The 12,207-nt window shown below is 74.2% G+C and carries 7 protein-coding genes; 1 reads left to right on the top strand and 6 read right to left on the bottom strand.

What is annotated here, in order from left to right; all coding sequences use genetic code 11:
- Positions 1-38 precede the first annotated feature (38 nt).
- Genes J421_RS09295 through J421_RS09285 form a run of 3 tightly spaced genes read right to left on the bottom strand, consistent with a single transcriptional unit; the run spans position 39 to position 5,622 of the window.
- Positions 39-989 carry an RNA polymerase sigma factor gene (locus J421_RS09295; RefSeq protein ID WP_025410906.1) on the bottom strand — a complete coding sequence of 317 codons (951 nt, stop codon included), beginning with the start codon at positions 987-989 and terminating at the stop codon, positions 39-41.
- Positions 950-2,917, bottom strand: a complete 1,968-nt coding sequence (locus J421_RS09290) for an amylo-alpha-1,6-glucosidase (RefSeq protein ID WP_104023073.1) — start codon at positions 2,915-2,917, stop codon at positions 950-952. Before J421_RS09290 ends, J421_RS09295 begins: the two co-directional genes overlap by 40 nt.
- Positions 2,914-5,622, bottom strand: coding sequence for an MGH1-like glycoside hydrolase domain-containing protein (locus tag J421_RS09285; RefSeq protein WP_025410904.1), 2,709 nt, complete (start codon positions 5,620-5,622; stop codon positions 2,914-2,916). Before J421_RS09285 ends, J421_RS09290 begins: the two co-directional genes overlap by 4 nt.
- A gap of 172 nt (positions 5,623-5,794) precedes the next feature.
- Here J421_RS09285 and J421_RS09280 point away from each other — a divergent pair, with 172 nt between their 5' ends.
- Positions 5,795-6,694: a hypothetical protein gene (locus tag J421_RS09280; protein WP_025410903.1), complete on the top strand. Its 900-nt coding sequence runs from the start codon at positions 5,795-5,797 to the stop codon at positions 6,692-6,694.
- Positions 6,695-6,778: 84 nt separating this feature from the next.
- On the opposite strand, the gene J421_RS09275 is transcribed toward J421_RS09280, so the two are convergent.
- The 3 genes from J421_RS09275 to J421_RS09265 form a co-directional block, all read right to left on the bottom strand.
- Positions 6,779-7,153, bottom strand: coding sequence for a GIY-YIG nuclease family protein (locus J421_RS09275; protein WP_025410902.1), 375 nt, complete (start codon positions 7,151-7,153; stop codon positions 6,779-6,781).
- A 185-nt stretch (positions 7,154-7,338) separates the two neighbouring features.
- A complete protein-coding gene (locus J421_RS09270) occupies positions 7,339-9,174 on the bottom strand; it encodes a chloride channel protein (RefSeq protein WP_025410901.1) in 1,836 nt (611 codons plus the stop codon).
- A gap of 10 nt (positions 9,175-9,184) precedes the next feature.
- The gene (locus J421_RS09265; RefSeq protein WP_148306229.1) at positions 9,185-12,064 is read right to left on the bottom strand and encodes a BTAD domain-containing putative transcriptional regulator; all 2,880 of its coding nucleotides are present in this window, start codon (positions 12,062-12,064) and stop codon (positions 9,185-9,187) included.
- Positions 12,065-12,207: the final 143 nt, after the last annotated feature.

Here is a 12,207-nt window from a genome sequence, read left to right as displayed (position 1 = left end):
TGTACGGGAGAGAGGCGCGAGACGGACGGAAAGTTCGATCAGTCGTCGGGGCGCGGCGCGCGCGGGGCGAGATGGAGGTGCACGCGCGACGCGCGGTCGTCGCCGCCCCCGCCGAACAGCACGAGCGCGATCCCCGGCGGGCAGTGCGTGGGATCTTCCGGCGGGTTCACGAAGCGCCCCTCCACCACGGTCACGCCGTCGGTCGTCAGCGCGCGCTCGGCCACCAGGCGCACGCCGGCGGCGATGTCGCTCTCGATCTCGGCCGCGAGGTGGTGGCGGCCGCGCGCCGTCGCGCCGCTCGACCACGCGACGAGCAGCTCCGGATCGAGCAGCGACACGAACGGATCGCTCGCCCCGCGCCTGACGATGTCGTCGAACGCGTCGAGCCAGCACCGCTCCCGCGCGCGCCACCGCGCCCGCGAGCCGTCGTCCAGCCGTCCCGCGAGCAGCGCGTCCGACAGCTTGCGCCGCACCTCCGACAGGCGACTCCGCACCGTCCCGACGGGGACGCCGAGGATCGCGGCCAGCTCGTCGTAGGAGTCGTAGCTGCCGAAGTAGCGGAGCATCGCCGCGACGCGCAGCGGCTCGGGGATCCGCTGCAGCGCGCCCCAGATCCAGTCGCGCAGGTCCGCGCGCTCGAGCCGCTCGTCGGGCCCCGCGCTCGCGTCGACGACGTCGATGACGTCGACGAGCGCGTCGGTCCGCAGCGCGTCGGGGCGCCGCCGGTGCTGCAGGCACGCGCGGCGCAGCACCGTGTGCAGCCACGCGCCCACCGCCGCCGGCTCGCGCACCGCGTCGAGATGCCGCAGCGCGGCGAGAAACGTCTCCTGCACCGCGTCCTCGGCGTCCGCGCGGTAGCCGAGCAGCCGCAGCGCGGACGCGAGCAGGCGCGGGCGGTGGCGCGCCAGCAGCAGGCCGAGCGCGGCACCGTCGCCGGCCCGCGCCGCGATCACCAGGTCGCCGTCGCTCGGCTCGGGGTTCGCTCGCATGCCATGGAGATGCACCGACTCGGCGAAAAGTTCGAGGCCAGCTCCTGACTCAGGCGCAGCGCCTCGCCCACCGACCACGCCTGGAACGGACAGCCGCGCGGCGCATGCGGCGGCTCGGCGTCGGCGATCTCGGCCAGGTGGCCCGGTGTCGTCGCCGCGTAGTGCGCGACCAGCGGCTCGAGGAACCGCGTGCGCGCCTCCTCGCGTGCTTCCGGCGTGTCGGAGTGCACGCGCACCCACGCGTCCACGAACGGCCCGGCGAGCCACGGCCATACCGTGCCCTGGTGGTACGCGCCGTCGCGCCTGCGCATGTCGCCGCCGTACGTGCCGATGTATCCCGGCTCGCCGGGTGCGAGCGAGCGCGGGCCGGCGACAGTCCACAGCGCGCGCTCGCACGCGTCGACGATGCGGCGCGCACGCGCGCCGTCGACGAGCACCCACGGCAACCCGCCGACCGCGAGGAGCTGGTTCGGGCGGAGCGACGCGTCGGCGGTGTCGGGCACGTGGTCCACGTCGACGACGTCGAACAGGCAGCCGCGCGCCTCGTTCCAGAAGCGTCGCGTGAAAGCGGCCGAGGCGCGGTCGGCGACGTCGTTCCACCGCGGCTCGCGCGCGGCGGCGATGCGCAGCGCGTTGATCCACAGCGCCTGCACCTCCACCGGCTTGCCGATGCGCGGCGTGATCTCGCGGCCGTCGACGCGCGCGTCCATCCACGTGAGCTGGACCCCGGGCACGCCGGCGGCGAGCAGCCCGTCGTCGTCCATGCGAATGCCGAACCGCGTGCCGGCCGCGTAGCCCGACACGATCGCCTCCACCGCGTCGCGCAGCGCGGGGAGGTCCGCGCCCGACGCGTGCAGCGTCTCGTGCACCGTCACGCAGAACCAGAGCGAGGCGTCGACCGCGTTGTACTCCGCCGGCTGCCCACCCTCGGGGAAGTAGTTCGGCAGCATCCCCTCGCTGACGTGCCGCGACCACTCCAGCAGGATGTCGCGCGCGTCGTCGAGCCGCCCACCGGCGATGCACAGCCCGCGCATCGCGATGAACGTGTCGCGTCCCCAGTCGGAGAACCACGGGTAGCCGGCGACGATCGTCTTGCCAGCGCCGCGGCGCACGACGTAGTCCTCGGCCGCGCGGTGCAGCGGCGTGCGGAACGACGACCGCCGCGCGCGCTCGGCGCGCTCCACGTCGCGCCAGCATGCGTCGGCCGGGCGCGCGATCCACGGCGCGGCTTCCGGCAGATCCGCCGCGAGCACGAGCACGGCGCGTCCCGCCGAGAGATCGAACGTGAACGTGCCCGGCGCGGCGAGGTCCTCCACGAAATCGAGCCCGCGGGCGCGCTCCTCGTCGTACTGGAAGTTGTGGTACCACACCGGCTCGTGCGCGTAGCGCCCGTTCGACGCCGCGACGACCGCCGGCCGGTCCGCGTACGGCTGCCACCGCACGCGGTCGTCCTCCACGCGCGGCGTGAAGTCGAACGCGCCGTTCGCGTGATGCGTCGCGTGCGTGTCGCGCCCGGACAGGAATGGCCGCACCACGAGTCCCGAGTCCCGAGTCCCGAGTCCCGACAACCTCCAGGACAGCGCGACGACCGGCGCCCCGCGCAGCACCAGCAGCTCCTGCACGATCTCGATGCCGTTAGGCAGCCGGTACGTCCACGTCGGCCACGGGTCGACCGTGAACGACGCGAGGTGCGTCGCGCCGTCGGGTGCCGTCACGTCCGGCGTGTAGCGCTGCGACGAGATCGCCCACTCGCCGTCCGGCGTGCGCACGGTCGCGTCGAACCCGTTCACGAGCACCGCACGCTCGGTCGGCGGCGACGCGGCGGCGAGCAGCAGCGCGTGATAGCGCCGCGTGCGCACGCCGTCCGCCCGCCCCGACGCGAACCCGCCCAGCCCGTCCGCTTCCAGCCACTCGGCGGCGGGATTCATCCGACCCTCGCCCACGTGCCGGTGTGCTCGTGCGCGTGCCCGTGCGCGGTGGGCGCGCGGCGGCCGTGCGCGAGGTTCTCCAGGCAGCGCACCACGAGCGCGGTCCACCCCGTCTGGTGGCTCGCGCCGAGCCCGCGCCCGGTGTCGCCGTGGAAGTGCTCGTGGAACAGCACGAGATCCTGCGATGCGGGGTCGCGCGCGAGCAGACGGTCGTCCGCGTGCGCCGGTCGCCGCCCGTGCTCGTCGCGCACGAACAGCCGCACCAGCCGCGCGGACAGCTCGCGCGCCACGTCGTCGAGCGGCAGCATGCGCCCCGAGCCGGCGGGACACTCCGCGCGCAGCGCGTCGCCGTAGAAGTGCGCGTACCGCTCCAGCGCCTCGATCAGCAGGTAGTTCATCGGAAACCAGATCGGGCCGCGCCAGTTGGAGTTGCCGCCGAACAGGCCGCTCGTCCCCTCGCCCGGATCGTAGTCGACGCGGAACTGCTGCGCCCCGTGATGGAACACGTACGGCCGCTCCGCGTGCACGCGTGACAGCGAGCGCACGCCGTACGGCGACAGGAACTCGCTCTCGTCGAGCAGATAGCGCAGCACGCTCTCCAGCCGCTCGCGCGACGGGATGGCGAGCAGCCGGTGCGCGTGGCCGTCCTCGCCGGCGGCCGTCATGTACGACGCGTAGCGCGCGAGCTCGGGGCGGTTCTCGAGGAACCACCGCATGCGCTTCGCGAACCCCGGCAGCCGGTCGATGACGTCCTGCTCCAGGATCTCGCACGCGAACAGCGGCACCAGCCCCACCATCGAGCGCACGCGCAGCGGCTCGCGCGTCCCGTTCACGTGCAGCTGGTCGTAGTAGAAGCCGTCGGCGTCGTCCCACAGCCCCGCGCCGCCGAGCGTGTTCATCGCGTCGGTGATCGCCACGAAGTGCTCGAAGAACTTCGACGCCACGTCCTCGTACGCCGGATCCTCGCTCGCCAGCTCGAGCGCCATCGACAGCATCGTCGCGCAGTAGAACGCCATCCACGCCGTGCCGTCGGCCTGCTCCAGGTGCCCACCCGTCGGCAGCGGCTGCGAGCGGTCGAACACGCCGATGTTGTCGAGGCCGAGGAACCCGCCGGCGAACAGGTTGTGCCCCTCGAGATCCTTGCGGTTCACCCACCACGTGAAGTTGAGCAGCAGCTTCTGGAACACGCGCGCGAGGAACACGCGATCGCGCGTGCCGCGGCGGCCGGTCATCTTGTACACGCGCCACGCGGCCCACGCGTGCACCGGCGGGTTCACGTCGCCGAACGCGAACTCGTACGCCGGGATCTGCCCGTTCGGGTGCATGTACCACTCGCGCAGTAGCAGCACGAGCTGCCCCTTCGCGAACTCGGGGTCCACGCGCGCGAGCGCGATCGTGTGGAACGCGAGATCCCACGCCGCGTACCAGGGATACTCCCACTTGTCGGGCATCGAGATGATGTCCGCGTTGTACAGGTGCTTCCACTCCGCGTTGCGCCCGCCGAGCCGCTGCGGCGGGGGCGCCGGATGCGCGGGGTCGCCCTCGATCCACTCGTTCACGGCGTAGTGGTAGAACTGCTTCGACCAGAGCAGGCCGGCGTACGCCTGCCGCGCCACACGCCGCTCGTCGTCCGACAGCGGGCCCGGAACGCGCTCGCCGTAGAAGTCGTCCGCCTCCGCCACGCGCCGCTCGAACACGGCGTCGAACTCGGCGCCTAACGATCCGGCGCGCGGCGCGTCCTCGGGGGCGAGGCGCAGCTTCACGACGATCGTCTCGCCGGCGGCGACGACGAGCCGGTACCACGCGGCCGCCTTCGTGCCGGCCCCCGCGTCGCTCACCGCATCGACGTCGCCGTGGATCACGCGCGCGTGGAACGCGTCCTTCACGTGCGGGCTCGCGCTCGGCACGCCGTACAGGCGCGCGGCGTTCGTCTCGTTCTCCGTGAACAGCAGCGCAGGCGCGTGCGGCGCCTCCTGCACGTCGAGCGCGAAGCGGCCTAACGTCCCGTGCTCGGCCACCACGCGAGCATCTCCCGCCTGACGCAGACGCGGACGCTCGCCGGACGCGCGCCCCCAGCTCCACGTGTTGCGGAACCACAGCGTGGGCAGCAGGTGCAGCTCCGCCGCCTCGGGGCCGTGGTTCGTCACCGAGATCCGGATCAGCACGTCGTCGGGCGACGCCTTCGCGTACTCCGCGAGCACGTCGAAGTAGCGGCCGTCGTCGAACACGCCGGTGTCGGCGAGCTCCAGCTCGCGATCGAGCTTGCCGCGCCGGCGGTTCTCCTCGACGAGCCGCGCGTACGGGAACTCCGCCTGCGGGTACTTGTACAGCGCCTTCATGTACGAGTGCGTCGGCGTGGAGTCGAGGTAGAAGTAGTGCTCCTTCACGTCCTCGCCGTGATTGCCCTCGGGACCCGTTAGGCCGAACAGCCGCTCCTTCAGGATCGGATCGCGGCCGTTCCACAGCGCGAGCGCGAAGCACAGCCGGCACTCGCGGTCGGTGATGCCGAGCAGGCCGTCCTCGCCCCACCGGTACGCGCGGCTCCGCGCGTGGTCGTGCGAGAAGTAGTCCCAGCAGTTGCCGTACTCCGAGTAGTCCTCGCGCACGGTGCCCCACTGCCGCTCCGCGAGATATGGACCCCACCGCTTCCAGTTCTCCGCTCGGCGGGCGTCCGCGTCGAGGCGCTGCTGTTCGGCGTGCTGCACGGTGGGTCTCCAGGCGCTGTGGGTTCGGTGCGGCGTCGGTGCGGCGTGTGCCCGGTTGGAAGCGACCCGTGGCGTGGATGGTTCCCGCGCCGTGGAACCGTTCGCGACGCCGGTGCATTCATCTCCCCGAGTCAGCGAGAGAGAACCTGCGACGTTGAACCCCGGAGGCGAGATGTCCCGGCAGGCGACGACCGGCCCGACGCTCCACGAGGCGCGGATCACCGCATGGCGGCCGCTCGGCGCGGTCGCTCCCACCGCGCTCGCCGATGCGCGTGGCCAGCTCCACCACGCGGCGCAGGTCGCGAACGCGGCGGCCATCTCGCTGCTCCCGCCGGCGCCCGACGACTCGCACACCAGCTTCGTGTGGAGCGCGGCGCTCGGCGCGCTCGTCGCGCGCGAGATCCCGGCGCCGCGGCCGTTCCGCGTCGCGCTGCAGGTCGAGGCGCTCGCGCTCACGGTGCTCGACCTCGACGACGCGCCGCTCGCCCGCTTCCCGCTCGACGGGCACGGACGCGACGACGCGGTCGCCTGGCTGCAGGCGTGGACCACCCGCGCCGGCGGCGACGGCGCACGCGTGACCATGCGACGCCACTTCGAGATCCCCGGCACCGCGCCCGACGCGTCGCACCCGTGGCGGCTCGGCGACGGCGCCGCGTTCCGCGAGCTCGCCGCGTGGTACGGCAACGCCGACGCGCTGCTCCGCGCGTTCGCCGCGTCGGAGCCGGGAGCGGGGCCGGTGCGCTGCTGGCCGCACCACTTCGACATCGCCACGCTGGTCGACGAGGGCGCCGACGCGGGCGGCGCGAAGCACACCACCGGTGTCGGCCTGTCGCCGGGCGACGACTCGTACGCGGAGCCGTACCTCTACGTCGGCCCCTACCCCTACCCGCGCGCCGACGCGCTCCCCGCGCTCGCCGCCGGACACTGGCACCGCGAGGGATGGGTCGGCGCCGTGCTCACCGGCAGCGAGATCGTCGCCGCCAGCGCACCCGACGCCCAGGCCCGCCTCGCCACGACGTTCGTGAGCGACGCCGTGGCCGCGGTGCGGGCGCTCCGGGCGGCGAGTCGTTAGGCGGCAGCGAACGTCGACTTCTTCGACCGCAGAGGACGCAGAGGAGAACCAATTCTTGTCGGTTTCCTCTGCGTCCTCTGCGGTTCAACGTCGTTCGCCCGGCACGCGCGGCCGCCGCATGTACCCGCGCTCGTCGTACGGCTCCAGCCGCTCGAGCCACAGCGCGAGCAGCACGCGCAGGTCGTCGGCGGGATCGTACTCCGGCTTCCCCTCCGGCACCTCCAGCGTGTCGAGGATCTCGAACGCGAACGCGTCGGGGCCGAGTGCGTTCCAGTCGCGCTGGAGCGCCTCGTTGCGGTGGCCGCCGAACGTGAGCTGGGTGCGCTCACGGTTCAGCACCGACGGCAGGTCCACGGACTGGCCGACGAGCGACCGGCCGTCGCGGAGGTTGCGGACCCGGTACACGCCCATTGGGCGGCGGGTCTCCTTGTAGCGGCGGACGAGATCCTTGCGAGTCATGGGCGGCGGGACTGGGGTCGCGCCAATTATACCCGGGTTCAATACCCGGCGCAATATGACCCGGGCAAATTTCTCTTGCCGGCTGCCGCGGCTGCGGTTCTCGCCGGCCCGCCAGGACGGCGTGCCGGCCTGCGAGCTGCTGCGGCTCCCGGTGTCGTTCGCCGGCCGTTAGGCACGCGCCACGGTCACGGCCCGGGCTCCGGCTCGGCCGCCACCGCGCGCTCGTACAGGCCGAGGATCCGGCTCCGCGTCACGACGCCCACGAGCCGCCCCGTCGCGGGGTCCACGACGGGGAGCGACGCGGAGCCGCGCACGCCCATGCGGCGCACCGCGTCGAGCAGCGAGTCGTCGGGCGCCAGGACCTCCCACGGCTGCGCGACGTCGGCGGCGACGAGCACCGCGTCGAGCGCGTGGCCCGCCCGCGCCACCTGCCCCAGCTCCGCCGCCGCCAGCGCGCCGACGTACGACCCCGCGGCGTCGACCACTGGGAACAGGCTCTGGTCGGGATGCCCGAGGTGGTCGAGCAGGTGCGCCACCGGCGCGTCCTCGCGCACCACCACTGCGTCGCGCTCGCACGCGTCGGCGACGAGCATGCCCGCGAGCACGTCGCGGTCGGTGCCGTGCTCGAGGTGCTCGCCGCGGCGCCGCAGCCATCCGCTGTACAGGTTGTCGCGCACGAGCTTGCGCGACACCACGTGCGACGTCACCACGGCGATCATGAGCGGCACGACGAGCGCGTAGTCGTTCGTCATCTCGAACACGAGCAGGATCCCCGTGATCGGCGCGCCCGTCGCGCCGGCGACGACGGCGCCCATGCCGACGATCGCGTACGCCTCCGGTGTGATCGGCAGCCCGGGGAAGAGGCCGTGCAGCGCGACGCCCACCGCGCCCCCCGCCGCGGCGCCGACGAACAGCGACGGCGTGAACAGCCCGCCCGAGCCGCCGCCGTGCAGCGTGACCGTCGTGACGAGGATCTTGCCTAACGCGAGCAGGAACAGCGCCCACCACGCGAGCCGCCCGAACGCCGCGAGTGGGATCGCGAGGTGCCCCGTGCCCACGAGAAACCCCGCCGAGACGTGCACGACGAGTCCCACGAACGCGCCGGCGAGCCACGGCACGAGCGCCGCCATGCGCCGCCGGCCGCGCGGCGCGTCCGGGGCCGGCGAGAGCCACGCGCCGAGCCGCCCGCCGAGGTCGAAGTACGTGCGCACGAACAGCGCGGACACCGCGCCGCACACCGCGCCTAACAGCGGAAAGAACAGCACCACCTCGCGCACCGACGTGTAGCCGTACTCGCGCGGGATGGGGAACGCGGGGTGGTTGCCGAACACCGCACGCGACACCACCGCGCCCACCACGCTCGCGATCACGACCGGTGGGAACGATGCGACCTTGAAGTCGCCGAGGATCTCCTCGAGCGCGAAGAAGGCGCCGGCGAGCGGCGCGTTGAAGGCCGCCGCGATCGCCGATGCCGCGCCCGCGCCGACGAGCACCGCGGTGCGCTCGCGGGCGAAGCGGAACGCGCGTCCGAGCGTCGACCCCGCGGCCGCGCCGAGCACCACGACCGGGCCCTCCGTCCCCGCCGAGCCGCCGCCGCCGAGCGTGATCGCGCTGGCGACCGTGCGGCCCACCGTGGTGCCTAACGGCACGCGCCCGCCGCGGCGCACCACGGCGAGCTGCACGTCGGGCACGGTCGCGCCGTCGCTCCCGCGCCCCAGCCGCCGCCACACCGCCCACGCGAGCGCCAGCGCGCCGCCAGTGAGCAGCGGTCGATAGAACAGGAAGTGCGCGCGGGTCGTGAACGACCCGGGCCACCGCACGAGCACCGCGTACGCGAGGTCGATCGCCTCGTAGAACGCCACCACGCCGAGCGCGCCGCAGACGCCGACCGCGACGGCGAACGCCAGCAGCACGCCGTTCTCGGAGAGCCCGAGCTTCCCGCCGAGCCGCTCGATCCGGTCGAGCCAGCGCGCCCAGCCCGTGAGCGCCCGGCGCCAGGCGACGTGGGGTGTCCCCTTCATCGAGCGCAATCTAGGGACGTTGGGCGGCGCGCCGGACGGCCTCCACCTCGCCCGCGAGCGAGGAGTCCGGCGCGACCCGCAGCGCGAGGAACCGCTCGTACGCGCGCCGCGCCACGTCGGGCTCGCGGAGCGACTCCGCGTACCGCCCCTCCTCGCGCAGGGCCGTCGCGAGGTAGCGCGGCCACCCCGCCATGTACGCGCGCCGCTGCACCGACGCGAGCGCCCCCGCGACGTCGCCGAGCCGCTCGTGCAGCCGCGCCACCAGGATCGGCGCGTACGCGCTCGCGTCGCCGCTCACCTCCGGCGTGAGCGCGAGCGAGTCGAGCGCGGCGAGCGCGACGTGGGCGTCGAAGCCGCCGCGCACCACGGCGAGCGTGGCGTCGAGCAGCGTCGCGCAGACCGCCGGTGTGGTCGCGATCGGGATACCCGGCACCGCCGGCTCCGCGCGCAGCTCGCCGATCATCGCCGACACGCCCGTCGTGTCGCGGCGCGACAGCCGCCACTGCGCGAGCACGCACCGGTCGGCGACCTGCGCGGCGCGCACGCCGGGCTGCGCGGAGAGCGGCGCCACGCCGTCGAGCGCGGCGACCGCCTGCTCCGCGGCCGCCGGGTCGCCGTCCCCGTACAGCGCGTCGAGCACGCGCAGCCGCAGCTCGGCCCGCGATCCGGGCTGCAGCTCCTGCAGCCGCCGCGTGGCGTCGAGCGCGTCCCGCCGGCGCCCTTCGTTCAGCGCCAGCGCGTGCTCGGCCTCCAGCGCGTCGAGCCGCTCGATCGGCGAGACGGCGCGTGACTGTAGGAGCTGCAGCGCGCGTCGCGCGTCCGCGAGCCCCACCGCGTCGAACTGCGCCGCCTGGACCATCGCGCGCAGGTTAGCGCCGCCGAGTCGCGGCATGGTGTCGCGCAGGTGGCGCAGTGCCGACGAGTCCGCGCGCTGCGCCGCGGCGAGCCACCGCGCGAACGGCGACAGCGGCCCCACGTTCGGCGGCGCGCCCGCCGCGAGCTGCGCGAGCAGCGTGCGCGCGGATGCGTGCGTGGAGTCGATCGCGAGCGCCCGCTGCAGCGCCGCGATGGCGCGCGCGGGCGCGTCGGGCAGTCCCACCACGGCGCCGACGCGGAACAGTCGCGCGCCGAGCTCGTACCAGGCGTCGGCGCGGTCCGGCGTGAGGCTCACCACCCGCTCCCACGCCGCGACCTGCTCCGCCGACGGCGACGGCGCCGGGTAGCGCGGCCCCACCAGCGCCACGAGCAGCGTCCGATCGCGCTCGCCGAGCGCCCCCATCTCCTGCCAGGCGATGGCGAGCATCCGCCGCCGCTCCACGCTGCTCTGCAGGCGGTCGCCGGCGCGCACGAGCTGCAGCGCGGCGAGCGCGAACATGGAGTCGCGCTGCAGCGCGCGCTCGTACGACCGCCGCGCGGCGACGTAGTCCGCGCGCCGGAACGCCGCCTGACCGGCGAGGAACGCGCGCAGGGCCGGGAGCGACGCGGTGGTCCGGTCGGCCACCGACACGTCCTCCCCCGCCTCTTCCACGAGCAGCCGCGCCGCGAGCCGGTCGACGAGCGTCGTCACGCTGTCCGCCGGCCCCTCGACCGACGCCTGCCCGACCACCGCGCCCGTCGCGACGCCGACGACGGTCGCGCTGATCACGACGTGGTTGCGGGTGCCGACCACGCTCCCGATCACCACCCGCTCCGCGCCGAGCCGCGACGCGAGCTTCACGACCGTGTCGCGCGGGACGTCGCCGCTCCGCCCGAGGCCGGCGGTCTGCCAGGCACCCAGGACCGCGCCCGCATCCACCGACCGGGCCGCGCTGTCGTCGGCGAGCCGCGTGGACAGCAGCTCCACGAGCCCCTCGCGAAGATACGACAGCGTCTCGCTCGCGCCGGACACGCGGAACGGCGCGATGACGACCTTCTGGCGGAGCGGCACCGCCACCACCACGTCGGCCGCCGGGCCGCGGCGTCGGACCGACAGCGCGACCGCCACGATCACCAGGATCACCGCGAGCGCCGCGAACGCCATCCACCGGTGCGCCCGATTTCGCGCGGGCTCGGCCGGTACGACGCGGACCGGCGAGCCGCGCACGATCGCCGTGCCCGGCGACGCCGGCTCCTCCTCCTCGAGCGCGAGCGGCTCGCTCGGCTCCGGCTCGGCGACGTCGAGCGCCTCGCCGTCGATGGAGTCCCACGCCAGCGCGCTCGCCTGCCACACCACCGGCTCGCGCAGCCGCTCGGCCAGCGCGGTGACCACCGGGTCGGGCTCGAGACCGAGCTGGTCGCGCAGGAGCTCCTCGTGCAGCCGCGCGTGGTGGATCGCGCGAGCCCGGTCGCCGGAGCGCGCGAGCGCCGTCATGAGCCCGACCGCGGTGGCCGAGTCGAGCGGGCGGATGGCGGCGAGCTGCTTTCGCCACTCGACGGCCGCCCGAAAGTCCTCGGCGGACTCGGCCTTCTGGGCGAGCCGCTCGAGCGCGCCGGTGATCCGATCCTCGAGCCGCGCGCGCTGGGCGGACGACCACTGCTCGAACTCGGGTGCGCTCGGGAGGAAGAAGCCGTCGAGGAACGGCCCGCGGTACAGCCCGACCGCGCGCTCCAGATCCCCCTCGTCGAGCGCCGACTCCAGCTCCTGCACGTCGCTCGTGATGCGGCTCCGGTTCAGGCGGATGTCGCCGCCGACGACGAACAGGTCGTCCACGCCGACCGCGCGGCGCGCGGCGTACAGCGCCTGGGTCAGCGAATGCCGGGCCCGGTCCGCGTCGACGTCCGGCCACAGCAGCCCGGTGATCTTGTCCCGGGTGAGCCCGTCGTCGCCCGCCACGGCGAGCACCGACAGGAACGCGAGGTTCCGTCGCTGCCCGGCCGCGCCGGTGAGCGGCTCGCCGTCCGCGCCCACCACGAAAACGCCACCAAGCGTGCGCAGCCTAAGCACTTAACTGCACTGGCCGTCGGTTTCTGAGGTTCGTTTGAGGTCTCGGTGCGGGCCACCTGAGGGGTGCTCGCTAGAATCGCCCGCCGGAGAAAGATACCCCCAGCGCCGAC

Origin of the sequence: Gemmatirosa kalamazoonensis (genome assembly GCF_000522985.1) — a bacterium.
Taxonomy (GTDB): Bacteria; Gemmatimonadota; Gemmatimonadetes; order Gemmatimonadales; family Gemmatimonadaceae; genus Gemmatirosa; species Gemmatirosa kalamazoonensis.
This window is presented reverse-complemented; position numbering and strand designations above follow the sequence as displayed.